General features: G+C 68.6%; 22 protein-coding genes and 1 pseudogene. 13 read left to right on the plus strand and 10 right to left on the minus strand.

What is annotated here, in order from left to right:
- The first annotated feature begins 226 nt into the window (after positions 1 to 226).
- The 3 genes from D451_RS0122580 to D451_RS0122590 are packed head-to-tail and all read left to right on the plus strand — an operon-like array spanning position 227 to position 3,315.
- A complete protein-coding gene (locus tag D451_RS0122580) occupies positions 227 to 1,804 on the plus strand; it encodes a protein kinase family protein (protein ID WP_017536078.1) in 1,578 nt (525 codons plus the stop codon).
- 33 nt (positions 1,805 to 1,837) lie between these two features.
- Complete coding sequence (gene sigM, locus D451_RS0122585) at positions 1,838 to 2,464, plus strand: RNA polymerase sigma factor SigM (RefSeq protein WP_014912916.1); 627 nt, start codon at positions 1,838 to 1,840, stop codon at positions 2,462 to 2,464.
- The gene (locus tag D451_RS0122590) at positions 2,461 to 3,315 is read left to right on the plus strand and encodes an anti-sigma factor (RefSeq protein WP_081616119.1); all 855 of its coding nucleotides are present in this window, start codon (positions 2,461 to 2,463) and stop codon (positions 3,313 to 3,315) included. Before sigM ends, D451_RS0122590 begins: the two co-directional genes overlap by 4 nt.
- Here D451_RS0122590 and D451_RS0122595 read toward each other — a convergent pair.
- Both D451_RS0122595 and D451_RS0122600 read right to left on the minus strand, forming a co-directional pair.
- A complete protein-coding gene (locus tag D451_RS0122595) occupies positions 3,312 to 3,989 on the minus strand; it encodes a response regulator (RefSeq protein ID WP_017536080.1) in 678 nt (225 codons plus the stop codon). The two genes, D451_RS0122590 and D451_RS0122595, sit on opposite strands and share 4 nt — an antisense overlap.
- Positions 3,986 to 5,149, minus strand: coding sequence for a sensor histidine kinase (locus D451_RS0122600; protein WP_017536081.1), 1,164 nt, complete (start codon positions 5,147 to 5,149; stop codon positions 3,986 to 3,988). The genes D451_RS0122595 and D451_RS0122600 overlap by 4 nt, the downstream gene beginning before the upstream one ends.
- Positions 5,150 to 5,323: 174 nt before the next feature.
- On the opposite strand from D451_RS0122600, the gene D451_RS0122605 reads away from it, so the two are divergent.
- The 3 genes from D451_RS0122605 (at position 5,324) to trxA (ending at position 7,200) form a co-directional block, all read left to right on the plus strand.
- The gene (locus tag D451_RS0122605; RefSeq protein WP_026125281.1) at positions 5,324 to 5,761 is read left to right on the plus strand and encodes a hypothetical protein; all 438 of its coding nucleotides are present in this window, start codon (positions 5,324 to 5,326) and stop codon (positions 5,759 to 5,761) included.
- Positions 5,762 to 5,898: 137 nt separating this feature from the next.
- The gene (trxB, locus tag D451_RS0122610) at positions 5,899 to 6,831 is read left to right on the plus strand and encodes a thioredoxin-disulfide reductase (RefSeq protein ID WP_014912754.1); all 933 of its coding nucleotides are present in this window, start codon (positions 5,899 to 5,901) and stop codon (positions 6,829 to 6,831) included.
- Positions 6,832 to 6,876: 45 nt separating this feature from the next.
- Complete coding sequence (gene trxA / locus D451_RS0122615) at positions 6,877 to 7,200, plus strand: thioredoxin (protein WP_014912343.1); 324 nt, start codon at positions 6,877 to 6,879, stop codon at positions 7,198 to 7,200.
- A 102-nt stretch (positions 7,201 to 7,302) separates the two neighbouring features.
- Here the strand turns inward: trxA and D451_RS0122620 are convergent, their stop codons facing one another.
- The 8 genes from D451_RS0122620 to rpmH all read right to left on the minus strand — a co-directional run bounded on the left by D451_RS0122620 (position 7,303) and on the right by rpmH (position 13,118).
- Positions 7,303 to 8,286: a ParB/RepB/Spo0J family partition protein gene (locus D451_RS0122620; RefSeq protein WP_017536083.1), complete on the minus strand. Its 984-nt coding sequence runs from the start codon at positions 8,284 to 8,286 to the stop codon at positions 7,303 to 7,305.
- Positions 8,287 to 8,361: 75 nt separating this feature from the next.
- The gene (locus D451_RS0122625; RefSeq protein WP_187294547.1) at positions 8,362 to 9,189 is read right to left on the minus strand and encodes a ParA family protein; all 828 of its coding nucleotides are present in this window, start codon (positions 9,187 to 9,189) and stop codon (positions 8,362 to 8,364) included.
- 203 nt (positions 9,190 to 9,392) lie between these two features.
- Positions 9,393 to 10,124: a 16S rRNA (guanine(527)-N(7))-methyltransferase RsmG gene (gene rsmG, locus D451_RS0122630; protein ID WP_017536084.1), complete on the minus strand. Its 732-nt coding sequence runs from the start codon at positions 10,122 to 10,124 to the stop codon at positions 9,393 to 9,395.
- 336 nt (positions 10,125 to 10,460) lie between these two features.
- Positions 10,461 to 10,949: a Jag family protein gene (locus tag D451_RS0122640; protein WP_014910891.1), complete on the minus strand. Its 489-nt coding sequence runs from the start codon at positions 10,947 to 10,949 to the stop codon at positions 10,461 to 10,463.
- A 146-nt stretch (positions 10,950 to 11,095) separates the two neighbouring features.
- Positions 11,096 to 12,034, minus strand: a complete 939-nt coding sequence (yidC, locus tag D451_RS0122645; RefSeq protein ID WP_014908764.1) for a membrane protein insertase YidC — start codon at positions 12,032 to 12,034, stop codon at positions 11,096 to 11,098.
- A gap of 28 nt (positions 12,035 to 12,062) precedes the next feature.
- Positions 12,063 to 12,377 carry a membrane protein insertion efficiency factor YidD gene (gene yidD, locus D451_RS0122650; RefSeq protein ID WP_014909391.1) on the minus strand — a complete coding sequence of 105 codons (315 nt, stop codon included), beginning with the start codon at positions 12,375 to 12,377 and terminating at the stop codon, positions 12,063 to 12,065.
- The gene (rnpA, locus tag D451_RS0122655) at positions 12,374 to 12,847 is read right to left on the minus strand and encodes a ribonuclease P protein component (RefSeq protein WP_014911370.1); all 474 of its coding nucleotides are present in this window, start codon (positions 12,845 to 12,847) and stop codon (positions 12,374 to 12,376) included. Before rnpA ends, yidD begins: the two co-directional genes overlap by 4 nt.
- 127 nt (positions 12,848 to 12,974) lie before the next feature.
- Positions 12,975 to 13,118 carry a 50S ribosomal protein L34 gene (gene rpmH, locus D451_RS27510; protein WP_014909187.1) on the minus strand — a complete coding sequence of 48 codons (144 nt, stop codon included), beginning with the start codon at positions 13,116 to 13,118 and terminating at the stop codon, positions 12,975 to 12,977.
- Between the two features lie 757 nt (positions 13,119 to 13,875).
- Here rpmH and dnaA point away from each other — a divergent pair.
- The 7 genes and pseudogenes from dnaA to gyrA all read left to right on the plus strand — a co-directional run bounded on the left by dnaA (position 13,876) and on the right by gyrA (position 25,980).
- Positions 13,876 to 15,792 (plus strand): chromosomal replication initiator protein DnaA, encoded by a 1,917-nt coding sequence (gene dnaA, locus D451_RS0122660; RefSeq protein ID WP_026125282.1) that lies wholly within the window; start codon positions 13,876 to 13,878, stop codon positions 15,790 to 15,792.
- Between the two features lie 1,199 nt (positions 15,793 to 16,991).
- Positions 16,992 to 18,131, plus strand: coding sequence for a DNA polymerase III subunit beta (gene dnaN, locus D451_RS0122670; protein ID WP_014912073.1), 1,140 nt, complete (start codon positions 16,992 to 16,994; stop codon positions 18,129 to 18,131).
- 94 nt (positions 18,132 to 18,225) lie between these two features.
- Positions 18,226 to 19,134, plus strand: a pseudogene (gene gnd / locus D451_RS0122675) (phosphogluconate dehydrogenase (NAD(+)-dependent, decarboxylating)); the annotation flags it as partial.
- A 102-nt stretch (positions 19,135 to 19,236) separates the two neighbouring features.
- Positions 19,237 to 20,367, plus strand: coding sequence for a DNA replication/repair protein RecF (recF, locus tag D451_RS0122680; protein ID WP_014910955.1), 1,131 nt, complete (start codon positions 19,237 to 19,239; stop codon positions 20,365 to 20,367).
- A 25-nt stretch (positions 20,368 to 20,392) separates the two neighbouring features.
- Positions 20,393 to 20,920, plus strand: a complete 528-nt coding sequence (locus D451_RS0122685) for a DUF721 domain-containing protein (protein ID WP_017536091.1) — start codon at positions 20,393 to 20,395, stop codon at positions 20,918 to 20,920.
- Positions 20,921 to 21,392: 472 nt separating this feature from the next.
- Positions 21,393 to 23,330: a DNA topoisomerase (ATP-hydrolyzing) subunit B gene (gyrB, locus tag D451_RS0122690; protein WP_081536485.1), complete on the plus strand. Its 1,938-nt coding sequence runs from the start codon at positions 21,393 to 21,395 to the stop codon at positions 23,328 to 23,330.
- 49 nt (positions 23,331 to 23,379) lie between these two features.
- On the plus strand, positions 23,380 to 25,980 hold the full coding sequence (gene gyrA / locus D451_RS0122695) for a DNA gyrase subunit A (protein WP_017536092.1): 2,601 nt from the start codon (positions 23,380 to 23,382) through the stop codon (positions 25,978 to 25,980).
- The last annotated feature ends 33 nt before the right edge of the window (positions 25,981 to 26,013 follow it).

Here is a 26,013-nt window from a genome sequence, read left to right on the forward strand (position 1 = left end):
TGGGCGATCGGACCCGGATATGCCCCGGAAAGTGAATGAGTAGCCAATGTCCTCCAAAGAGGCTGTTCACGCGTCCTAGCATGGACAGACACCGCTTGACCACCAGAGCATCGTTTATCCGAGCTGCCCGAAGGGAGGCTGGGGACAGCAGACAGGGCCGACCCCCTCGCGTGAGCCCGCAAGGAGCACGCGCGACCCAACGGCACTGGCACCCGTCACTCCCATCATGAGCACCTTTCTGATCGAACCCGGGGCGAAGCTGGCCAACCGCTACCGACTCGACCACGTGGTGAGCGAGACCGGTGGAGCGACCCGCTGGAAGGCCACCGACGAGACGCTGGCGCGTCCTGTCGCGGTATGGACCTTCACCGAGGGTTTCCCCCGAACATCCGAGGTCGTCCGCGCGGCGAGGGCCACGAGCCGCATCCCCGACGCGCGCGTCACCCAGGTCTTCGACGCCGACGACACCACCCCCGTCCCCTACGTGGTCGAGGAGTGGGTCATCGGCTCCTCCCTGGCCGAACTCCTCGCCCAGGGCCCCATGGAGCCCGAGCGCGCCGCGGGTCTGGTCGCCGAGGCGGCCGAGGCCATCGCCGCGGCGCACGCGGGGGGTCTCCACCACCTGTGCCTGACCCCCGGCAAGCTCATGTGGAGCAGCGGCGGGGCCGTCAAGGTCACCGGCATCGGTGTCGACGCCGCGCTGCTCGGCAGCAACATCGCCGACCCCGCGGCCGTCGACACCCAGGGCCTGGGCAACCTGCTCTACGCGGCCCTCACCGGGCACTGGCCCGGTGGGCCGCAGAGCGGTCTGCCCGGTGCCCCCCAGGGCCCCATGGGCCCCTACCCGCCCGGCCAGCTCCGCCAGGGCATCAGCGACCAGCTCGCCACCATCACCACCCGCGCGGCCCTGCCGCAGTTCGCGGGCCAGATGGTGCCCGGCCCGCCGATCACCACACCGGCCGACTTCTGCGCGGCCCTGGCCGAGGTACCGCGGCTCATCCCGCTGCCCGTGGCCCCTCCGGAGGCCACCCCTCCGCCGGAGCAGGGCACCTCGCGGCGCACCGGAGAGTTCGGCGCCACCGGCCCCCGACGCAGTTCGCGCAACGACTCGGCGCCCGCACGGAGCTCTTCCCGGCCCGCCCCGGCCCGGGAAGAGGAGTACACCGACCGCGAACGACGCCCGTCCGCCAGGCGACTGGTGATCGGGGCCCTGGCCCTGCTCCTGTTCGCCGCCGTGGTCACGGGGGCCTGGGTCGTCGGCTCCATGATGCGCCCCGGCGACGAGGGCGAGACCGAGGCCGACTCCGGATCCGAGACCACCGAGGAGACGGTCGACAGCGCCGACCTGGAGGTCCTGCCGATCTCCTCGTCCACCGGGTTCGACCCGTTGCCGGGTGGCGACGGCTCCGAGCACGACGCCAACGCGCCCCGGGCCCACGATGGCGATCCGTCCACCCAGTGGAACACCGAGGGCTACAACGACCCCATGGGCACCGAGAAGAGCGGTGTCGGTCTGCTCCTCGACCTCGGCTCCTCCCAGGAGGTCCACGAGGTGGACCTGACCCTGCCCGCCCGTGAGTACGGGGTCCAGGTCAGGGTCGGGGACACGAACTCGGTCTCCGACGACGCCTCCCTGGACGCCGGTCTCCCGGTCGCTTGGGAGGGTTCGATCAACGGCGAACAGGTCGTCACCCTCGACGAGAGCGTCTCCGGACAGTACGTCCTGATCTGGTTCACCTCCCTGCCCACGGACGAGGGTCGCTACCGTGGGAGCATTGTCGAAGTCGAGGTACGCGGACTCTAGATTCTCGAGTGACGGGGTATGTGATCAGCGCTGATGGAAGCGGCCCAGGAGCTTCCCGACAAGGAGCTGTTGTCGAGGCACGCTCAAGGTGACGAACAGGCGTTCGCGGTACTCGTTCGCCGACACCGTGAGCGCCTCTGGGCTGTCTCCATCCGGATCATGGGCGATCCGGAGGAGGCCTCCGACGCCCTCCAGGACGCCTTCCTGTCCGCCTTCCGCGCCGCCGACCGTTTCCGCGGCGAGGCGCAGGTCACCACCTGGCTGCACCGGATCGTGGTGAACGCCTGCCACGACCGGCTCAGACGCAGGAAGGTACGTCCCGCCACACCGACCGAGGACGAGACCCTCGACGTCATCTCCAACGAACGGCTCGGGCGCACCGGCGGTGCGCCCGACCACGCCTCCCGCACCGAGGCCCGACTGGACGTGCACGCGGCGCTGGAGCTCCTGCCCCTGGACCAGCGCATGGCGCTGACCCTGGTGGACATGCTCGGCTACCGGGTGGACGAGGCCGCCGAGATCCTCGACGTGGCCCCGGGCACCATCAAGAGCCGGTGTGCCCGAGGTCGCGCGAAACTTCTTCCGTCTCTGGCCCATCTAAGGAACCCCGCATCTCCCCGAGACGTCACATCTGAGAGAGGAGGTGCCAACCCATCGTGACGTCCCATCCAGACGTGGAGGCACTCGCCTTCTTCGCCGAGGACCTTCTGGGCCCCGACGAGGAACGTTCGGTCGCCGACCACATAGAGACCTGCGCGACCTGCGCGACCACCCTCGACGATCTCGCGGGGGTCTCCAGAACGCTCGCTGAGACACCCGCCCCCGCGATGCCGCGGGACGTCGCCGACCTCCTCGACGACGGGATCGCCCGTGCCGTCGCCGAACGCGCGGCGAACGAGGCCAAGGACGAGACGGAACACGAGGCGCCTCCCGTCGAGGAGAACCGGCCCGCCACGGTGGTCCCGTTCACCCCGAAACGACGCGGCCTCGGACTGCCCAGGCTCATGATGGTCGCCGCCGCCTCCGTCTTCGTGATCGGTGGCGGTACCGCCGTCCTCACCAACGTGCTCTCCGAGGACCGGGCCGACCAGGGTGTCGCCTCCTCTCCCCTGACGGAGGAGAGCGAATCCGACCCCGACATCACCCGGTCCTACTCCACCGAGGCCCTGGAGAGCGGCACGGTCTACACCGAGGAGCGACTCGCCGAACAGGCCTCCCGGGTCCTGGCCATGACCGAGGAGGGCGAGAGCGGCACGGGACCCGGTGTCCAGACCCTCTCCTCCGACCTCCCCGCCGGCGCCCAGGAGTGCGTGACCCTCTATGAGGAGGCCACCGGTTCCCGTGTGACGTTGCTCGACGACGCCCTCTGGGAGGGGGGATCCGAGAGCGGCGAACGCGCCTGGGTCCTGTTCGTCCGTGACGCCGACGGCGCCTCCGTGGTGGTCCTCGACCCGACCTGCGCCCGAGGCGGCGACGTCACCGAACAGGTACTCGCCGAGGAGCGGCTCTAGGAGCCGGGGCGGATCAGGCCGCTCTCGTAGGCGACCACGACGAGCCCCACACGGTCCCTGACCCCCAGCTTGGTGAGCAACCGCCCCACATGGGTGCGGGCGGTCGCGGGGCTCAGATGCAGCTCGGCGCCGATCTCCTGGTTGGTCATCCCCCGGCCGACCAGGGCCAGGACCTCGCGTTCCCGATCGGTGATCCCCTCCAGTCGCCGGTCCGCCCCCGGTGACGGCTCCACCTCCACCAGCCGTTCGACGACCCTGCGGGTGACCCCGGGCGAGAGGAGGGCCTCCCCCGCGGCGACCGTGCGGACCGCCTCCCTGAGCTCTCCGGGACCCGCGTCCTTGAGCAGGAAACCGGCGGCCCCCGAACGCAGCGCCCCGAACACGTTGTCGTCCTCACCGAAGGTGGTCAGCACGACCACCCGGGTGTCGACGTGTCGGCGACCCGACACATCGGTACGTCGGCGTTCCAGCTCCCTCAGGACGTCCAACCCGTCCAGGACCGGCATTTGCAGGTCCAGCAACAGGACGTCGGGACGGAAGCGGTCGAGCTCCACGAGGGCCGCGCGGCCGTCGGACGCCTCCGCCACCACCTCGATGTCCCCGTCCCGTTCCACCAGGGCCCGCACACCGGCGCGGACCAGAGGCTGATCGTCGGCCAACAGCACCCGGATCACGCCCCACCTCCGATAGGGAGCCTCGCCCGTACCCGGAACCCGCCGGCCGGATCGGGGCCGACCTCCAGCGTCCCCTCCGCCATACGCACCCTCTCCCGCATACCCGTCAACCCGCTGCCCTCTCGTACCGGTGTCCGCACGGATCCTCCGTCGTCGGTGATCGTGACGGTGAGTCCGTCCCCGTCCCGTGCCATCAGGACCCGGGCGTGACGGGCCCCCGCGTGCCGGAGCGTGTTGGTGAGCGCCTCCTGGACCACCCGGTAGGCGACCGCGTCGACCAGCCCCGGCAGCCCCTCCCCCGGGGAACCGGACACCTCCACCCGGACCCCGGCGTCCCGGACCGAGGAGGCCAACGCCTCCAGGTGGGCCAGGCCGGCCACCGGCTCGACCTCTCCCCCGGGATCGCGTAGGGCCCGCACCGTGGCCCGCAGGTCCCGCAGCCCCTCTCTGGCGGCCCGGGAGACGTGATCCAGCTCCGCCCTCGCCACCGACGGATCCTCCACGCCCTCCTCCAACGCCTCCGAGGCGACCGCCGAATGCAACGAGACCACCGACAGATGGTGGCCGACCGCGTCGTGCAGATCCCTGGCGATCCGGGTGCGTTCGCGCGCCGTCCGTTCGGCGGCCTCCGCCTCCCGCGCCTGGGCGTCCAGCACGGCGATGCGCCGCCGTTGCCGCGCGCCCTCGCGCCGTTGTCGCGTTCCGTCCCCCAGCGCGATCGCGGCGCCCATGATCGCGACGGTGGACGCCAGTTCGTAGCCGAGGAGATAGGCGGGATCCTGTCCCTCCCCCAGCCTGATGAGGGTGGAGAGCGACAGGAGCGCCGTCGCCCCTCCGACCGCCCACCGGGTGTGCCCGGCCTCCGCCGCCGAGTACAACGCCCCGGCCAGGGGGACCGCGAGGCCGATCGTGGGCAGGTCGATCACGTAGTTGGCGACGACCAGGACACAGGTGGCCGCCAGGACGAAGAGCGGCCGACGGCGTCGGACGAGCATGAGGGCGCCGAGGACCACCGCCAGCCCGTATCCGAGCGGCTGGTTCCCCCTCCCGCTGACATCCGCGCCGACCGCGATCGCCACCACGGCGAAGACCGCGAAACCGAACAGCAGGTCGACGACGAGGGCGTGGCGGGTGGACTGCTCCGGCGGCGGCTCCGTCATGCGCCGATTCTACGAAGCGGGGGTGTCCGCTCCACCGGCCTTCGAGCGCGCGTCGGTACGCGTTCGGACGTAATGGTGAGCGCCCGGGATCCGACGCCGACGTCGAGACCGCGACCTAGCGTCGTCGACATCGAACCGATCGCGTCGTCACGACGCCCGTCCCGGGAGGTAGCCGTGGGAGAACGGACACCGTCCACTTCGCGAGGCCCGTGGTCCGAGATCCCCTGGCCGCTCGTGCTGGGGCTCGGAGCCTTGGCGCTGATCCGTCCTTTGCTGAACGTCACGGGGATCGCCGACGCGCTCTCCCCCGGCCCGACCATCCCCGTGGTGACGACCGTGGTGATCACCGCGGTATGGGTGACCGCGGTGGTGGTGGCCCGGGTCCCCCGCCCCCTTCTCACCCTCGTCCACGCCGGGCTGGCCTACGGGGTGTTCGCCGTCGTGTCGAGCGCCATACTGTCACCGCTCCTCCAAGGGGAGCTCCAAGGGCCGCTCACCCACCCCTTCGCGCCGGTCTCGGTCCTGGCCGTGAACGCCCTCTGGGGCGCCCTTGCCGGGCTGCTCGCCCTGGTGGCGCGCGCGGCGCTCGACCGCGGTGCCCACCACCCCTGAGGGGTATACCCCTCCTGGGTAAGCCGCGGGGATGTCGGACCGGGAATGCGGGGCCTCTACCATCGGTTGTGCTAACCATCTTTCCCCTCCGGTCACGCCACCGTGGCCAGGGCAACGACTGTGAAGGGCCTACGAGCGTGAGTGACGTCCGTAATGTGATCATCATCGGTTCCGGTCCGGCGGGTTACACCGCCGCCGTGTACGCCGCGCGCGCAGAACTGCGCCCCCTGGTCTTCGAAGGGTCCATCACCGCCGGCGGCGCTCTGATGAACACCACCGAGGTGGAGAACTTCCCCGGCTTCCCCGACGCGATCATGGGCCCCGACCTCATGGACAGCATGCGCAAGCAGGCCGAGCGCTTCGGTGCCGAGCTCGTCCCCGAGGACGTCACCTCGGTGGACCTGACCAAGCCGGTCAAGGAGGTCACCGCGGGCGACGAGACCTTCCTCGCGCACACCGTCATCCTGGCCACCGGTTCGGGCTACCGCGAGCTGGGCGTGCCCGGCGAGAAGGAGCTCTCCGGCCGCGGCACCTCCTGGTGCGCCACCTGTGACGGTTTCTTCTTCCGTGACCAGGACATCGCGGTCGTCGGCGGCGGCGACACCGCGATGGAGGAGGCCCTCTTCCTCACCCGCTTCGCCAAGTCCGTGACGGTCATCCACCGCCGTGACGAGCTGCGCGCCAGCAAGATCATGGCCGACCGTGCCTTCGCCAACGACAAGATCTCCTTCCTCTGGGACACCGAGGTCACCGAGGTCCTGGGCGAGGACCGCGTCAGCGGCCTGAAGCTGCGCAACACCCGTACCGGCGAGGGCGACACCCTGGACGTCACCGGGCTGTTCGTCGCGATCGGCCACGACCCGCGCGTGGAGCTCTTCAAGGACCAGATCGACCTCGACGAGGAGGGCTACGTCCAGGTGGAGTTCCCGTCCACCCGTACCAACCTCGAAGGCGTCTTCGCCGCCGGCGACGTGGTCGACCACCAGTACCGTCAGGCGATCACCGCCGCGGGCACCGGCTGCTCGGCCGCCCTGGACGCCGAGCGCTTCCTCGCCGAGCACGGCAACTGACCCCCACCTCCCACCCTTTTCCGTCGATCCAAGGAGAACCGAGCAGTGTCGACCGTCAAGACCGTCACCGATGCCGACTTCAAGGAAGAGGTCCTCTCCAGCGACCTTCCGGTCCTGGTGGACTTCTGGGCCGACTGGTGCGGCCCCTGCAAGCAGATGGCCCCGGTTCTGGACAAGCTGGCCGAGGAGCACGGCGCCAAGCTCAAGGTCGTCAAGCTCAACACCGACCAGAACCCGCAGACGCCCCGTGAGTACAACGTCATGTCGCTGCCGACCATGAACGTCTACAAGGACGGCCAGGTCGTCAAGCAGCTCATCGGCGCCAAGCCCAAGCGCGTCCTGGAGAAGGAGCTCGCCGAGTTCCTGTGACCGGGAGGCCGGAAGCACACGAAGGGCCCGCGGGGATCACCCCGCGGGCCCTTCGCCGTTCTCGGCCCGGATGTTCCACGTGAAACATCGAGCCTCGCGTCCTCAGTTCTCGATCTGGCGGATGATCCGTTCCAGGTCCTCGACCGTCGCGAACTCCACGACGATCTTGCCCTTGCGCCGGCCGATGTCCACCTTCACCGTGGTGTCGAGTCGGTCGCCGAACCGGGTCGCCCACTCCTCGACCTGAGGAGGATTCTCCATCCTCCCCGCCTGGACCCGGCGCGGCTTCTCCTCCTCCGGGATCTCCCGCAGGGAGACGATCTCCTCCAGGGAGCGCACCGACAGGCCCTCGTTGATCACCCGTTGGGCCAGGCGATCCTGAGCCTCGGGATCGTCGATCGACAGGAGTGCGCGTGCGTGTCCGGCGCTGAGCACACCGGCCGCGACCCTCGTCTGCACCTTCGGTGAAAGGTTGAGCAGACGCAGCATATTGGCGATGTAGGGACGCGACTTACCGACCTGCTGGGCGAGCTCCGCCTGGGTCGTGCCGAAGTCGTCCAGCATCTGCTGGTAGGCGGCGGCCTCCTCCAACGGGTTGAGCTGCTGCCGATGGAGGTTCTCCAGGAGGGCCTCCCGGAGCAGTTCGTCGTCCTCCGTCTTACGGACGATCGCCGGGATCCGTTCGAGCGAGGCGAGCCTGCTCGCGCGGAACCGACGCTCGCCCATGATCAGCTCGTAGCGCGGCCGGTCGCCGCCCTCGACCTTGCGGACCACCACGGGCTGGAGCAGACCGACCTCGACGATCGACTCCCGCAGTTCCTCCAAGGCCTCGTCGTCGAAGTGCGTCCTGGGTTGTCGGGGGTTGGGGACGATGTCGGAGAGGGCGATCTCCTCCAGGTAGGTGCCGTCCGGCAACTCCTTGGGGTCCTCGGTCTTCGGAGGCTCGGTCACCGGAGCCACCGGGGCCGCCGGGATCACCGCGGGGTTCACCGTCTCTCGAACACTCTCCCCCGGCGCGGGGACCGCCGGCCCCTGCGGGATGAGTGCCCCCAGTCCCTTGCCCAATCCGCGCCGCTGCTGACTCACCGGCAATTCCCTTCACATTCCTAGCGTGCCGTCCGTCCGACCGGAGAACGGGTGTTCCACGTGAAACAATCGGCGTCAGCCGACACCGGGCCCCTCGGCCCGATGCGCGATCTCGCGCGCCGCTTCGAGGTAGGCCATCGCCCCGGTGGACATGGGGTCGTAGGTCATGACCGACTGGGCGTAGCTCGGCGCCTCGGAGACACGGACACTCCTCGGCACCTGGGTTCTCAGGACCAGGTCGCCGAAGTGGGAACGCACCTCGTCGGCCACCTGCTGGGAGAGCCGGGTCCGCGCGTCGTACATCGTCAGCAGGATCGTGCTGACCGAGAGCCCCGTGTTCAGGTGGGACTTGACCAGCTCCACGTTGCGCAGCAGCTGCCCCAGGCCCTCCAGCGCGTAGTACTCGCACTGGATCGGGATCATGACCTCGTCGCACGCCACCATCGCGTTGACCGTCAGCAGGCCGAGCGAGGGCGGGCAGTCGATGAGGATGTAGTCGAGGTCGGAGGTGTCGTAGGCGCTGAAGGCCCTCTTGAGCCTGGCCTCTCGCGCAACGAGGGAGACCAGTTCGATCTCGGCGCCGGCCAGGTCGATCGTGGCGGGGGCGCACCACAGGTCGGGGATGTCCGGGACCGGCTTGGCCAGCTTCCGGATCTCTTCGTCCTCCACCAGACAGTGGTAGATGGACCGGGTCTGATCGTCGCGCTCCATACCGAGAGCGGTGGAGGCGTTCCCCTGCGGGTCGAGGTCGACCACGAGGACACGCTGGCCGTGCATGGCCAGGGCCGCGGCGATGTTGACCGTCGTGGTCGTCTTACCGACGCCGCCCTTCTGGTTGGCGACGCTGATCACCCGGCAGGACCGGGGACGAGGCCAGATCTCCTCGCGTCCTCGGCCGGACATGGCCGAACGGGCCGCCTGGGCGAGGGGGGTTTCGGGAGCGCCACCGTGAGCCGCCCCCCATGTTTCACGTGAAACAGGGGACTGACCCACCGCTGGATCCGCCGGTGCTCCAGGGGAAACATCGAGCAGGTCTCCATAGGCGCCTACCGGTGTTTCACGTGAAACACCGGCGTTGTCGGCTGGGTTCTGGGACACGAATGAGTTCACCTCTTCCGTCCGCGTTTCTTCTTGCCGCCCCGTCTCTTCTTCTGGGAACCTCCGGATCGGGACGGACCACCGTCGGATGTCACCGTGACGCGAACGACCGTGGTAGCGGGATCGACTTTACCCCGACCCACCCTGATCACATCGCACGCACTGGGCCGCAGTTTCGAAACGTCTTTCTCGGCCTCCGCGAGTTCGGCCTCCGCCTGCTCCCCCTTGAGGGCCAGCAGGCTGCCGTCCTTGCGCAACAGAGGTAGCGACCAACCGGCCAATCGGGAGAGCGGAGCCACCGCACGAGCCGTGACGAAGTCGGTGTGGAGCTCCCCGTGGGCCTCTTCCGCACGCCCTCGACGCACCGTCACGTTCTTCAGCCCCAGCAGTTCGACCGCCTCGTCGAGGAAGACGGTCCGTCGCAGCAGAGGCTCCAAGAGGGTCATCCGGATGTCGGGACGTACCAGGCCGAGCACCAGCCCGGGCAGGCCGGCACCCGATCCGACGTCCACCACCTCCGCGCCCTCCGGAAGCAACTCCTCGACGACGGCGCAGTTGATGAGGTGCCTCCCCCAGAGGCGGGGCACCTCCCGGGGGCCGATCAGCCCACGCCGCACACCATCGTCGGCGAGAAGTTCGGCGTAGCGGATGGCCACGGGCAGGCTGTCGCCGAACACCGCCTCCGCCTGCGGGGGCGGTGCGGGGAGCGTAGCGCCGGTCTCCTCAGCGCCCGAGGTCATCGGTCACCACCTGTCGGAACTCGTCCATCGTCACTTCCATGAACCGTTGAGTCGTCATGTCGACCTGTCCATCGGTCGACGACGAGCGGAGCGCACGGCGGATCACGGCAGTCCGCGCGCACAGAGACTCTCCCACCGAGGGATCGCGCGGTGCGCGGTTCAGGGTCGTCCTCACACTGCCGAGAGCGGGACGACACGAGGGAAGGGTCTCGGCTCGATCCTATGTGTGAGGCGCCCCCGGGTTTCACGTGAAACGCCTCCCCGTACCGATCGAGCGCATACGAAAGGGGCGGTGTTCCACGTGAAACACCGCCCCCGACGCTCGAAGAGCGGACGTCAGTCCGCCGGGTGGACCACCACGTAGCGGTTGGGCTCCTCGCCCTCCGACTCGCTGCGCAGGCCGGCCGCGGCGACCGCGTCGTGAACGACCTTGCGCTCGAAGGGGGTCATCGGCTCCAACTCGCGGGCCTCACCGGTCTCCTTGACCTTGTTCGCCGCTTCGGTCCCGGTCTGGAAGAGCACCTTGCGGCGCCCCTCCCGGTACCCGCCGATGTCCAGCATCAGACGGCTGCGCTCGCCCGTGGCGCGGTGGACCGCCAGCCGGGTCAGCTCCTGGAGGGCCTCCAGGACCTCGCCGTCCTCGCCGATGAGCTCGTCCAGGGTGGCACCGACGACGGAGACCATCGCCCGGTCGCCCTCGACGTCCATGTCGATGTCGCCGTCGAAGTCCGCGATGTCGAGGAGACCCTCGATGTAGTCCGCGGCGATGTCACCCTCGTTCTCCAGGGCCTCGACGTCGATTCCGGCCTCAGGTGCCTCAGCCACCGCTACTCCACCGCTCTCTTCCGCGCTACTTCCCACAGCGATCCCGTCTCCTCGTATCCGTCAAGTCCCTGACCGCCGTACGCCTCAGGGGCATTGTCGCCTGCGCACTCGCAAGTCACCGCCGTCGACACGAAGCGGATTCGACCCTACTTGGACCCACCGCCGCGCTTGGAACGCGACTGCTTCTTCGGCTGCCTGCGTTCGATCTTAGGCTGTTCCTGCGGCTCCGGCGTGGTTTCGGAGCTCTTCTTGCGACCCAACATCCCCTTGGCCGGCCCCTTGGAGGGGGTGCCCTTGGCGGAGGCGTCGGACTCGCCCGGAAGCGGCTGGTTCCGATAGAGGAAGTGCTGCTGCACCATCGTCCAGATGTTGGAGGTGACCCAGTAGACGAGGACACCGATCGGCATCATGAGACCGAAGAGCCCGAAGAGGGGCGCCATGTACATCATGATCTTCTGGGTCTGCATCATCGGGTTGTCAGGCTGCTGCGCCATGCTGCGCTTGATGCTCTGACGCATGGTCAGGAACGTCGTCGTTCCCATGACCACACACGCGATCGCGATGACGATCTTCGCCATGATCGGGTCGGTGGCGCCCAGGGCCCGAAGCTCTTCGGGCGAGGTGTTGAACTGGGCCGCGATCGGAGCGTGGAAGATCAGCGCCTCACGCGCGCTGTCGGCCAACTCCTGGGTGAAGCCGAACTGCACCTTGCCCTCGGCGACGCTGCGCAGCACGCTGAACAGAGCGAAGAAGACCGGCATCTGGAGCAGCAGCGGGAGGCAACCCATGATCGGGTTGGTGCCGCTCTCCTGATAGAGCTTCATCGACTCCCGCTGGAGTCGCTCCTTGTCGTGCTTGTAGCGCTCCCGAAGCTTCATGATCTTCGGCTGCACTTCCTGCATCTTGCGCTGCGTGTTCATCTGCTTGACGAACAGCGGCACCATCAGCAGACGCATCAGGCAGGTCAGCAGCACGATGGACAGGCCCCACGCCCACCCGCTGTCGGGGTTCAGGCCAACGATGGTCAGACCCGAGTGGATCCAGACCAACACGTGGCCGATGATGTTGTAAAGCCAGTCCAGCACCGGCCAACTCCTCGGTGATTCGGTTCAGCTACTGGTCCCCGGAAGCGGTGCCGGTGGACCCGGTTCCGCCCGTAGACTCCTCGGACTCCTCGTTCCGGCGCCCCCTGGGCGGCGGAACCGGATCAAGACCCCCCGGATGGAAGGGGTGGCAACGGGCGATGCGCCTGACGGCGAGCCACCACCCGTACAGCGCGCCGTGCACGCGGAGCGCCTCGACGGCGTACGCGCTGCACGAAGGATAGAAGCGGCAGACCGGGGGGAAGAGCGGGCTGATGAAACGTTGGTAGCCGCGGATCGGCAAGATCAGCAACCGCGCGAACGCCGTCGGTCTGTGCTCGGTCATCGGCTCGTCCACCGTTCTGCGCCCTCGTCGGGGCGGCGGTTCCCGTCTGTTCCGCTCTTCGTCGCCTCGGTCGGCGCGGGTTCGTCTCCCCCGCGTCCGCGTCGGCGTCGCGAGGCCCCACGGGGTCGTCGGGCCGCGGCGATCGCGCTGTCGAGTTGTACAGCCAGTTCCTCCTGCCGCAGATGCGCGGCGGAGGGTCGGGCACGTACTACCAGCAGGCTACCGTTTGGCAGAAACTCCGATCGAGCGCGCATCAGGTGACGCAGTCTGCGCTGGACGCGCTTGCGCACCACCGCTCCCCCGACCGCCTTGCTCACGACGAAACCGATACGTGGCGGGTCGGCGGCGTCGGTCTCCTTCTTCGGAGCGAGATAGACCACGCCCAGGGCGTCACGCGAGGCGCGCCTGCCCGAACGCATGACCGATCCGAACTCGGAGCTGTGACGCATCCGATTCCGCGGCGACAACATCGGCGTTCCTCCGGGAGCGGAAGGTGGCACGGCCGGACGCCTCGACCGACGCCGTCATGCCACGACAAAGGGACCGGCCGGCGAGAAGGCCGGACGGTCCCAGTGAAGACTTGAGGCTGCGCGTGGCCTAGTGGCTCACGGTCAGCGCGGCGCGTCCCTTACGACGACGCGAGGCGATGATGGCGCGACCGGCGCGCGTACGCATGCGCAGCCGGAAGCCGTGGACCTTCGCGCGACGCCGGTTGTTCGGCTGAAACGTACGCTTGCTCACTACTGGCTCCAGGGGCGTGTCAGGAAAGTACTACGACAGACCCCCAGGATATGCGGGGCCTTACAGTGCGTACGCCGTCGCCGCGACATCGTGATCTCACGAGCGCAGGCAGAATCCTCGGCATAAGCATAAAGAAGATACGACCTGGTCGGGTCGGGGTCAAATCAGACCGCTGCGTGGGCCTCCGGGCGGGGGCCGGGCGGTGGTGGAGACCACTGCGCGCGCTCACCCCGACGGCCTGTGGACAACCCGCCCGATCGGCGTGTGAGACTTCCACAGAAGGTGGGGTCTGTGGATAACCTCAACCTGTGGATAACTCACCTCCGAAGCTGTCCACAGCCTCCCCGCCGTCGAACAGAAACGCTATAAACCCCTTCTGACCAGGGGATTGTGGATAACCTCCCACTGTGCACAGACTCCTGACATCCTGTGGATAAACCTGTGCACAACCTGTGGACAACCCCGGGAACCTGTGGAAACCCGGGGGACCTCGCCGCCCCCGCGACACGCGGGCGGTGGAGTTCTCCACAGGGTGGTTCCGGCCCGAGAGTCCGGATCCGTACCTCCATCCCTGCCCCGACACCTCCCTCAGGGGAGGACAATGGGAGTGGCGGACCTCCCGGGGTCCGACACCGAGACACGCAGCACCTATCTCCCCCGTCCCCTCACCGCCTCCGAAACCCACCCGAACAGATCCGCACCGAAGGGACAGCAACCATGGCAGGTCACCTTGGCTGACGCACAGGTCAACCTCGCAATGGTCTGGTCGAGCGTGTTGGACGGGATCGACAACGACGCCCTCCCCGCACACCAGCGCGCCTGGCTGCCGCAGACCCGTCCGCTGGGCCTGATCGAGGACACCGCGCTGATCGCGGCGCCCAACGAGTTCACGAAGAAGGTCCTCGAAAGCCGGCTCCACCCGGCGATCAGCAAGGCTCTCTCCGCCCACCTGGGACGGGAGATCCGTGTGGCGGTGACGGTGGATCCCACCGCCGTCCCCACCCCTCCCCCGACCCCGTCGCCCTATGGCGGGCCCCGAGAGCCCGTGCCCGGGCCGTTCTCCCCCGGGCGGGACCAGGGCCCGGCCCTGCCCGACCACGCGCCGCCGGTCACCGAACCGCGCCCCTCCCCCGCCCGGCCCTCCTTCCAGGAGCCGCGCGGGCAGCACGCGCGCCCGGCGAGCCCTCCCGCGCCGCCCGCCCCCGAGCGAGGCCCGGTCCCCGCCGACCTGCTCGGCCCCGAGGGGGCGCACGGGACCCAGGAGCCGCTCCCCACCGCGGGCGGATCCGCGGAACCGTGGCCCGAGGCACCCGCGCCGGAGACCCCTGCCGAGGCGCCCGGGCTCCAGGAGACACCGCCGGAGACCCCCGCGTCCTGGGGGGCGGCCGGAGGATGGCCCACCCAGGAGGAACTCTGGCGACAGCAGGGTTGGGGCGAGGCCGACTGGGACCGCCCCAACCGCTGGGAGACCCCGGCGTCCGAGGCCGCCGAGACACCCGAGGTCGGCACGGTGGCCCCGAACGAGGTCGAGGACGCGAAGGCCACGGAGGAGGAGCCCCCGGAGTCGGCGAGGCCCGCCGCCGAGGCCCCCTCCCCCACCGCACCGCCCGGGCGCTCTCCGGAGATCCCGCCGGGCGATCACGCGCGGCTGAACCCGAAGTACACCTTCGACACCTTCGTCATCGGCTCCAGCAACCGGTTCGCCCACGCGGCCTCCGTCGCCGCGGCCGAGGCCCCGGCCAAGGCGTACAACCCGCTGTTCATCCACGGCGGTTCCGGTCTGGGCAAGACCCACCTGTTGCACGCCATCGGCCACTACACGCACCGGCTGTACGAAGGCTCGCGGGTCCGCTACGTCAGCTCGGAGGAGTTCACCAACGAGTTCATCAACTCGATCCGGGACGGTAAGGCGGACGGGTTCCGCCGCCGCTACCGGGACATCGACGTGCTCTTGGTGGACGACATCCAGTTCCTGGAGAACAAGGAGCAGACGCAGGAGGAGTTCTTCCACACCTTCAACACGCTCCACAACTCCGACAAGCAGATCGTCATCTCCAGCGACCGGCCTCCCAAGCAGCTCACCACGCTGGAGGACCGCATGCGCAGTCGGTTCGAGTGGGGTCTGCTCACCGACGTCCAGCCGCCCGAGCTGGAGACCCGCATCGCCATCCTGCGTAAGAAGGCGGCCCAGGAGGGCCTGGCGGCACCGCCCGAGGTGCTGGAGTTCATCGCCAGCAAGATCTCGACCAACATCCGCGAGTTGGAGGGCGCCCTGATCAGGGTGACCGCCTTCGCCAGCCTCAATCGGCAGTCGGTCGACCTGGACCTCACCGGCCAGGTCCTGCGCGACCTGGTGCCCAACAGCGAGGTCCCCGAGATCACGGCGAGCACGATCATGTCCCAGACGGCCGCCTACTTCGGGCTGAGCCTGGAGGACCTGTGCGGGACCTCCCGTTCCCGGGTGCTGGTGACGGCCCGTCAGATCGCGATGTACCTGTGCCGGGAGCTGACCGACCTCTCCCTGCCCAAGATCGGCCAGCAGTTCGGTCGGGACCACACCACCGTCATGCACGCCGACCGCAAGGTACGGGCGCTGATGGCGGAGCGCCGCTCGATCTACAACCAGGTCCACGAGCTCACCAGTCGGATCAAGGATCAACCGACGCTCACCTGACCGTCCCGGTCGGGGACGACGCGCGAGAGGAGGAGGGGCACCGTGCGGTGCCCCTCCTCCTCTCTTCTCTCCCGCTCTCCGTCGCCCACGTGTGGACGAGTCGCCTCGTCGCTCCGTCCACAAGTCGACACGTCCACATCCCCCGGATCGGGGCCCTCGTTCCTCCGAGAGCCCCGTTCCGCCGTCCACAGCCCCTCCGCCCCGAGGAGAGAGACGTTGTCCACAGGTTCCGCGTCCCTCCGTCGTCCGAACCCTCCAGGGTCCGCCCACGGAGAGTTATCCACAGGCTTGTGCGAGGTTTCCTCCCCTCTCGGGGGATAGGAGAGTGTCGTCGCCGGGTGCTACCGTCCGTGCCCGACACGTATGGTTCGCCCCTGCTCCTCAGGGCTTTCGGGAGGTGGGGCGACCTTTTGTCCGTGCCGGCCGGAGGGGGTGCGACCACCGTGACAACGAACGTTGCTCACAAAGTTCCGGTGACCTGTGGAAAACCCTGTGCACAGACCTTTCGCCCTGATTCGAGAGGTATGCGCGAGGGTCGGGAAAAAAATTTTTGCCGCATCGGAGCCGAGTTATCCACAGCCAGGCCCCAAAATCTGTGGATAACCCTGTGGACAAGCTGTGGACAACCGCCTCGGCCCTGTGGGTAACCCGGGGTCGCCCTGTGGACAGGGGAACCCATGATCCGACCACCGCATCACCGGCTGTTGTGGAAAAGATGGGGAAAACCTGTGGATGAGACTGTGGACGGCGTGTGGAAAAACTGAGAGGCGTCTGCTCCGTCCACAGGCGGCCCGAGTTACCCACAGGGTTCTCCACAAGGCCTGTGGACAAAAATTCCTGAGCTGACCTGCGGAAACAATGGTTATCCACATTATCCACAGGCCCTACTACTACGACGCACCTACCTAAGCTCAGTTGGGGCTTCAAAGCAGCTTCGCGGAAAAACTGTGGACAACGCCTCCAGATCGAGGTGACGGCGGTCGAGCCCCGAGCCGGCAGCGACAGCGGGTGAATCCGGGTAACGTGTGTTCTCGCCCCTGTCCTTCGCCGCCCCGCTTCGGGCGGTGGTCCCACGGGCATCGAGGCGGCTCCCGCGATCGGCGCGTCCACACCCTGTTGACGGAGCCCTCGGTGGGCCCACGAGCTGCAACGTTGAGGCTATGGCCGGTCCACCGGCCTTGCGGAAAGTGAGTCGGTAAGTGAAGTTCCGGGTCGAACGCGACGTACTGTCCGACGCTGTCGCCTGGACAGCGCGCACACTCCCGACACGCCCCTCGGTACCGGTCCTGGCGGGCATCCTGCTCGACGCCTCCGAGGTCGACGGTCGTCAGCGGGTCCGCCTGTCCGGGTTCGATTACGAGGTCTCCGCCCAGGTCTCGGTCGACGTCGAGATCGAGGAGCCCGGGCAGACCCTGGTCTCCGGTCGTCTCCTCGCCGAGATCACCCGCAACCTCCCGCCGCAGACGGTGGAGATCTCCACCGACGGCCCCAAGGTCGTGGTGACCTGCGGCAGCGCGAAGTTCACCCTGAACACCATGCCGGTCGAGGACTACCCCTCCCTGCCGGAGATGCCCGGTGTCAGCGGCACCATCGGCAGCGACGTCTTCGCCGCGGCCGTCGGCCAGGTGGCCGTCGCCGCCGGGCGTGACGACACGCTCCCCATGCTCACCGGCATCCGGGTCGAGATCGAGGGCGAGACCATCACGCTCGCCTCCACCGACCGCTACCGCCTGGCCGTGCGCGAACTGAGCTGGAAGCCGGAGAACCCCGAACTGTCCGCCGTCGCCCTGGTCCCGGCCAAGACCCTGCACGACACCGCCAAGTCGCTGACCTCCGGCGCCGAGGTCTCCATCGCCCTGTCGGGCGGCGACTCCGGTGAGGGCATGATGGGCTTCGAGGGCGGCGGTCGCCGGACCACCACCCGTCTGTTGGACGGTGAGTTCCCGAAGTACCGCGCCCTGCTGCCGGACACCTTCAACACGGTGGCCGAGGTCAGCCGCTCGGAGTTCATCGAGGCGGTCAAGCGCGTCTCCCTGGTCGCCGAGCGCAACACCCCGCTGCGTCTGGCCTTCTCCCAGGGCGCCCTGGTCCTGGAGGCCGGGACCGGCGAGGACGCCCAGGCCGTGGAGACCCTGGAGGCCGAGCTGGACGGCGAGGACATCCAGATCGCCTTCAACTCCGGCTACCTGCTCGACGGGCTCGGCGCCATCGGTACCGACGTGGCCCGCCTGCACTTCACCACCTCGACCAAGCCCGCGATCCTCACCGGAAAGCCGGCCGAGGAGGGCGGCTCCCCCGAATACCGCTACCTGATCATGCCGGTGCGCCTGTCCGGTTGACGGATCCGGCGAACTCGAAGACCGGCGTCCGCCGCCCGGCCCGCGGCTCCATGCCCGGGCCGGTCGGCTTCCACGTGTCCACAGGTGCCCAAGGGAGAGCCCAAGCATGCAACTCGGAATGATCGGACTCGGCAAGATGGGCGGCAACATGGCCGCCCGCCTGCGGGAGAAGGGGCACGACGTCGTCGGCTACGACGCCTCCCCCGGTGAGCGCGACGTGGAGAGCCTGGAGGCCCTCGTCGACCGCCTTCAGACGCCCCGCGTGGTCTGGGTGATGGTCCCGGCGGGCGACCCGACCTCCGCCACCATCGACCGGCTCGGCGAGCTCCTGACCGAGGGCGACCTGATCGTCGAGGGCGGCAACTCCCACTACGTCGACGACCGCAACCGCGCCGAGGCGCTGGCCGCCAAGGGCATCGGCTACGTCGACGCCGGGGTCAGCGGCGGTGTGTGGGGCCGTCAGAACGGTTACGGGATCATGGTCGGCGGCGGAGCCGAGAACGTGGAGCGTCTGCGCCCGGTCTTCGACTCCCTGACCCCCGACGACGGCGGCGGTTTCGTGCACGCCGGAGCGGTCGGTGCCGGTCACTTCGTGAAGATGGTCCACAACGGCATCGAGTACGGCATGATGCAGTCCTTCGCCGAGGGCTACGAGCTCATGGTCGCCTCGGGCATCGTGGACGACGTCCCCGGCACCTTCGAGAGCTGGCGCGAGGGCACCGTGGTCCGCTCCTGGCTGCTCGACCTGCTCAGCAGGGCCCTGGAGGAGGACCCGGACCTGTCCGGCCTGCGCGGTTACGCCCAGGACTCCGGTGAGGGCCGCTGGACCGTCCAGGCCGCCGTCGACCTCGCCGTCCCGGCCCCGGCCATCACCGCGGCGCTCTTCGCCCGCTTCGCCTCCCGCCAGGACGACAGCCAGGCCATGAAGGTCGTCGCCGCCCTGCGCAACCAGTTCGGCGGACACGCCGTCACCAAGGCCGACGACGCCGGATCACAGAGCTGATCCCCGCGTCATGGGGCGGCCGGGCCCGACCCGGACCGCCCCTCTCCCTTTTCTCACCCTCTGTCATCGTTCTGCGCTCCCCCGCACCAGGAGGAAGGCCGGATGTACGTCTCTCACCTGCAACTGGCCGATTTCCGCACCTATGAGTCGGCTCTGCTCGAACTCGAACCCGGCGTGAGCGTGTTCGTCGGCTCCAACGGTCAGGGCAAGACCAACCTGGTCGAGGCGATCGGTTACGTCTCCACCCTGAGCAGCCATCGTGTCTCCTCCGATACCCCGCTGGTCCGTCAGGACGCCGCCCGGGCGATCGTGAGCGCCAGGGTCATGCGGGACGGTCGGGACATGCTCGTCGATCTGGAGATCAACCCGGGCCGGGCCAACCGGGCCCGGGTGAACCGAGGCGCGGCCGGGCGCCCCCGCGATGTGCTGGGGATCCTGCGCACGGTGCTCTTCGCCCCCGAGGACCTGGCCCTGGTGAAGGGTGATCCGGGAGAGCGACGCCGTTTCCTCGACGACCTCCTCGTGGCCCGTACTCCCCGGATGGCGGGGGTGCGTTCCGACTATGAGCGGGTCCTCAAACAGCGCAACGCCCTGCTCAAGTCGGCCTCCGCGCGTCTTCGTCAGCGGGCCGCCCCCGACCTGAGCACGTTGGAGGTGTGGGACGCGCATCTGGCGGAGGCCGGCGCCGAGCTCCTGGCCGCCCGTCTTGCTCTGGTGGAGGAGCTGCGGCCCTTGGTGGCGGAGAACTACGCGGGGCTGACCGACTCCGGTGGGCCCGCCGTCCCCACCTACCGGAGTTCCGCGGTGGAGGAGGGGGAGGAGATCCCCTTCGACCGCCCGGCGCTGGTGGACCTCCTGCGTGGCGCCCTGGAACGGGAACGCGATCGCGAACTCCAGCGCGGGGTCGGTCTTGTGGGGCCGCACCGCGATGAACTGCACCTTCGCCTCGGTGAGCTGCCCGCGAAGGGGTATGCCAGTCAGGGGGAGTCCTGGTCGTACGCGCTGGCCTTCAAGCTGTCGGCGTTCGATCTGCTCAGGGCGGAGGGGGACGATCCGGTCCTGATCCTGGACGACGTGTTCGCCGAGCTCGACGCCGAGCGGCGACGTCGTCTGGCGGAACGGGTCGGCGACGCCGAGCAGGTCCTGGTGACCGCCGCGGTCGGCGAGGACATCCCCGGGGAGTTGGACGGCGTGAGATACGGGGTGCGTCGGGGGGTGGTCGAGCGTGAATGAGCGTCATCCACAGCCTGTGGATCCGATGGCGGGACGGGGAACGTTCGGAGGCGGTGGCGACCGGCACCGTCCACAGCCTGTGGACGGGTCGGCGGTCTCGGGGGAGGCGGTGGTCCCCACCGTGCCGCACGCCTCGGGGGCCGATCTGGCCCGGCAGGCCCTGGCCCGCGCCAGGGCCGAGGCCCGTGAACGAGGGGCGGTCCCCAGAGGCACCTCGCGCCCGCGCGCGCGTGGCCGATTGCGGTCACGGAACGAGCCCCAACTCTTCGGAGACGCGGTCCGCACCTGGCTGATCGAACACGGTTGGCAGGAACAGGTGGCCATCGGCGGGGTCTTCGGCCGGTGGAGCGACATCGTCGGCGAGTTCAACGCCGAACATCTGCGACCGGAGAGCTATTCGGAAGGTGAATTGGTCGTGGTGGCCGATTCGCCGACCATGGCGGCCCATGCGCGAGCGATGGTGCGTGATCTCATGCGCCGGCTCAACGAGGAGCTGGGGGACGGGACCGTCGTCTCCATCAAGGTGAAGGGGCCCGGTTCCCGTCGTCGCTGAACGCGTCGGGAGCGGGGTGGTTCATCCGAGACCGCCATGAACAGGGGCTTTACGGCCTGTTCGGGAGGATCGAGCGGTCCGGTCGTTCCGGGTGACCCTACGAGGACCGGACCTCACCCTTCGGGCGGGAACGGGCGAAGGGGCGCGCAAGGGCACTGAACCGCGCCGGGAGTTGCGAGAAGGCCCTCCCGCGTGTAGGGGCTCGGCTCCCTCCCTGATCGTTCGTTCTCGGGCGGCACAGCGCCGCCAATGCCACTTTGTCGTACCGCGCGAGGTATCATGGAGAAGGTTCTTCAGACGCCTGTAGCCGGTACCACGCCCCCATGTAGAGGGTGGGCGGGCGGCCCGTGCGGCGAACGGTGATCTCCCAGGTGCTGCGATGTACGTCGCCCCTCCGATCGCCCTGTCGTGGGTTGACCGTTGTCCGCTCGGCCGCGGCCGACAGGCGTCCCCAGCAGGAGGGTGTTCCCACTTGGCCTACGACGCAGGATCAATCACGGTTCTCGAGGGGCTTGAGGCAGTACGCAAGCGCCCGGGTATGTACATCGGCTCCACCGGCGAGCGCGGTCTGCACCACCTGGTGTACGAGGTGGTCGACAACTCGGTCGACGAGGCCCTGGCGGGCCACGCCGACGCCATCGAGGTGACCTTGCTGGCCGACGGCGGCCTCAGGGTGACCGACAACGGGCGCGGTATCCCGGTCGGTATCCACCCCGTGGAGCAGCGTCCGGCCGTGGAGGTCGTCCTCACCACGCTGCACGCGGGCGGAAAGTTCGACGGAAAGTCCTACGCGGTCTCCGGCGGTCTGCACGGCGTCGGTATCTCCGTCGTCAACGCGCTGTCCACGGCCCTGGACGTGGAGATCCGTCAGCAGGGGCACGTCTGGCGTCAGCACTACGAGATGACCGCCCCCACGGGCGAGCTCGTCAAGGGCGAGGCGACCGACGAGACCGGTACCCAGATCACCTTCTGGGCCGACGGCGACATCTTCGAGACGACCACGTTCTCGTTCGAGACCCTCGCCCGCCGGATGCAGGAGATGGCCTTCCTCAACAAGGGGCTGTCCATCACCATTCGGGACGAGCGTCCCGAGCACACCGACGACGGCCCGGTGGTCAACACCTTCCACTACGAGGAGGGTCTGTCGGACTATGTCCGACACATCAACAACAAGAAGGAACCCGCCCACGCCTCGATCATCTCCTTCGAGGAGGAGGGCGAGGGCATCGCGGTCGAGATCGCGATGCAGTGGAACCAGTCGTACACCTCGTCGGTCCACACCTTCGCCAACACCATCAACACGGCCGAGGGCGGCACCCACGAGGAGGGTTTCCGCTCCGCGCTCACGACCCTGGTCAACCGGTACGCCCGTGACCAGCGGCTGCTGCGCGACAAGGACGACAACCTCACCGGCGACGACATCCGCGAGGGTCTGACCGCGATCATCTCGGTCAAGCTCGCCGACCCGCAGTTCGAGGGTCAGACCAAGACGAAGCTCGGCAACACCGAGGCCAAGTCCTTCGTCCAGAAGGTCACCAACGAGCACCTGCGCGACTGGTTCGAGCGCAACCCGGGCGAGGCCAAGGACATCGTCTCCAAGGCCAGCCAGGCGGCCCGCGCTCGCGTCGCGGCGCGCCAGGCCCGCGATCTGACCCGCCGCAAGACCCTCCTGGAGACCACCTCCCTCCCGGGCAAGCTGTCGGACTGCCAGTCCACGGACCCGGAGGAGTGCGAGGTCTACATCGTCGAGGGTGACTCCGCGGGCGGCTCCGCCAAGGGCGGTCGTAACCCGCACAACCAGGCCATCCTGCCCATCCGAGGCAAGATCCTGAACGTGGAGAAGGCCCGCATCGACCGGATCCTCAAGAACCAGGAGGTCCAGGCGATCATCACCGCCCTGGGCACCGGTATCCACGAGGATTTCGACGCGGAGAAGCTCCGGTACCACAAGATCATCCTCATGGCCGACGCCGACGTCGACGGTCAGCACATCCGCACCCTGCTGCTCACCCTGCTGTTCCGCTTCATGAAGCCGCTGGTCGAGGCCGGTAACGTCTACCTGGCCGCGCCGCCGCTGTACAAGATCAAGTGGGACCAGAAGGGCAACGACGCGAGTTACGCCTTCTCCGACGCCGAGCGCGACCAGGTCATCGAGGCCGGCATCGCCGCCGGCAAGAAGGACCCGCGCCCGCGCGACATGGTCCAGCGCTTCAAGGGTCTGGGCGAGATGAACGCCAACGAGCTGTGGGACACCACGATGGACCCCGACCGCCGTGTCCTGCTCCAGGTAACCCTGGAGGACGCGGCCCAGGCCGACGAGATGTTCAGCGTGCTCATGGGCGAGGACGTCGAGTCCCGGCGTTCCTTCATCCAGCGCAACGCCAAGGACGTCCGTTTCCTGGACATCTAGGGAATCCCGCTCTCACCCGCTCAAGCCAGCCTAGAAGGGATCGACATCCGTGACGGATGCGAACAACCCCGACGCCCCTGAGGGCGGCGACTCCCAGGTGGAGTCCCTGCCGCGCGTGACGGACCGGGTCGAACCGGTCGACATCCAGGTCGAGATGCAGCGCAGCTACCTCGACTACGCGATGTCCGTCATCGTCGGCCGCGCCCTCCCCGACGTCCGAGACGGCCTCAAGCCCGTCCACCAGCGTGTGCTGTACGCGATGTACGACGGCGGCTACCGGCCCGACCGCGGCTACTTCAAGTGCGCCCGCGTCGTCGGCGACGTGATGGGCAACTACCACCCGCACGGTGACAGTGCGATCTACGACACCCTGGTCCGCCTGGCCCAGTGGTGGTCGATGCGGATGCCGCTGGTCGACCCGAACGGCAACTTCGGCTCTCCGGGCAACGACCCGGCGGCCGCCATGCGCTACACCGAGTGCAAGCTCGCGCCGCTGGCCATGGAGATGCTCCGGGACATCGACAAGGAGACCGTCGACTTCCGGCCCAACTACGACGGCCGCTCCGCCGAGCCCGTCGTACTGCCGGCGCGTTTCCCGAACCTGCTGGTCAACGGCTCCTCCGGGATCGCGGTCGGTATGGCGACCAACATCCCGCCGCACAACCTGCGCGAGGTCGCCGACGGCGTCAACTGGTACCTGGACCACCCCGAGGTCGACGACGAGCAGCTGCTCGACGAGCTCATCGCCCGGGTCAAGGGCCCCGACTTCCCCACCCGCGGACTCATCGTGGGCAAGCGCGGGATCGAGGAGGCCTACCGGACCGGCCGCGGCTCCATCACCATGCGCGCCGTCGTCGAGGTCGAGGAGGACGGCCGGGGCCGGCAGACCCTGGTCATCACCGAGCTGCCCTACCAGGTCAACCCGGACAACCTCGCGCTGAAGATCGCCGACCTGGTCAAGGACGGCAAGATCACCGGCATCGCCGACGTGCGCGACGAGAGCAGCGGCCGTACCGGTCAGCGTCTGGTCATCGTGCTCAAGCGCGACGCCGTGGCCAAGGTCGTGCTGAACAACCTGTACAAGCACACCCAGCTCCAGGAGACCTTCGGCGCCAACATGCTGGCCCTGGTCGACGGGGTGCCGCGCACCCTGCGCCTGGACCAGCTCATCCGGCACTGGGTCAAGCACCAGGTCGAGGTCATCGTCCGCCGGACGAAGTACCTCCTGCGCAAGGCCGAGGAGCGGGCGCACATCCTGCGTGCCCTGCTGCGGGCCATGGACCGCATCGACGAGGTCATCGCCCTCATCCGCTCCAGCGCGTCGGCCGACGAGGCCCGCACCGGACTGATGGGGCTTCTGGAGATCGACGACATCCAGGCCCGCGCCATCCTCGACATGCAGCTCCGCAAGCTCGCGGCGCTGGAGCGCAACCAGCTCACCGCCGAGTACGACGAGCTCATGACGCTCATCGCCGACTACAACGACATCCTCGCCTCGGACGAGCGCCAGCGCTCCATCATCCGCGAGGAGCTCGGCGAGATCGTCGAGAAGTACGGCGACGAGCGGCGCACGCACATCATCCCCTTCGAGGGCGACATGCGCATGGAGGACTTCATCGCCGAGGAGGACGTGGTCGTCACGATCTCCCGCGGTGGATACGCCAAGCGCACCCGCATCGACAACTACCGGGCGCAGAAGCGCGGTGGCAAGGGCGTGCGCGGGGCCCAGCTCAAGCAGGACGACATCGTCCAGCACTTCTTCGTCACCACCACCCACCACTGGATCCTGTGCTTCACCAACCAGGGACGGGTGTACCGGACGAAGGCCTACGAGCTGCCGGAGGCCGCACGTGACGCGCGCGGCCAGCACGTGGCCAACCTGCTGCCCTTCCAGCCGGGCGAGGAGATCGCGCAGATCATGGCCCTGCGCGACTACGAGGCCGCCCCCTACCTGGTGCTGGCCACCCGGGAGGGCCTGGTCAAGAAGTCGCGTCTGGAGGACTTCGACTCCGCGCGTTCGGCGGGCATCATCGCGATCAACCTGCGCGAGGACGACGAGCTGATCGCCGCCCGACTGGTCTTCCCCGAGGACGACCTGCTGCTGATCTCCAGCGACGCCCAGGCGATCCGCTTCTCCGCCTCCGACGAGTCGCTGCGTCCGATGGGTCGCGCCACCAGCGGTGTGATCGGCATGCGCTTCCTGGAGGGCGACTACCTGCTCTCCATGGACGTCATCCGGCCCGGTGACGGTTCGACCGACGTTCTGGTCGCCACCGAGAACGGCTACGCCAAGCGGACCCCGTCCGAGCAGTACCCGACCCAGAACCGGGGCGGCAAGGGCGTCCTGACCGCCAAGGTCGTGGAGGCCCGGGGCAAGCTGGTCGGCGCCCTCATGGTGGACCCGGAGGTCGACGAGATCTTCGCGATCACCTCCGCGGGCGGGGTCATCCGCACCGGGGCCGCCGAGGTGAAGCAGTCCGGCCGTACCACCATGGGCGTCCGGCTGATGAACCTCGACAAGGGCAACAAGATCGTCGCCGTCGCCGCCAACGCCGAAGCGGCGGAGGACGCCGAGGAGATCGACGACACGGAGGGTCCGCTCGACACGGGCGATCAAGAGGTCGCGGGTGAAGGCAACCAGGAGGCCTAGACTGCGCGTTAAGCGCAGTACGTCCCGTGGGGT

The organism is Nocardiopsis alba DSM 43377 (assembly GCF_000341225.1).
In the GTDB taxonomy this organism is placed as follows: Bacteria; Actinomycetota; Actinomycetes; order Streptosporangiales; family Streptosporangiaceae; genus Nocardiopsis; species Nocardiopsis alba.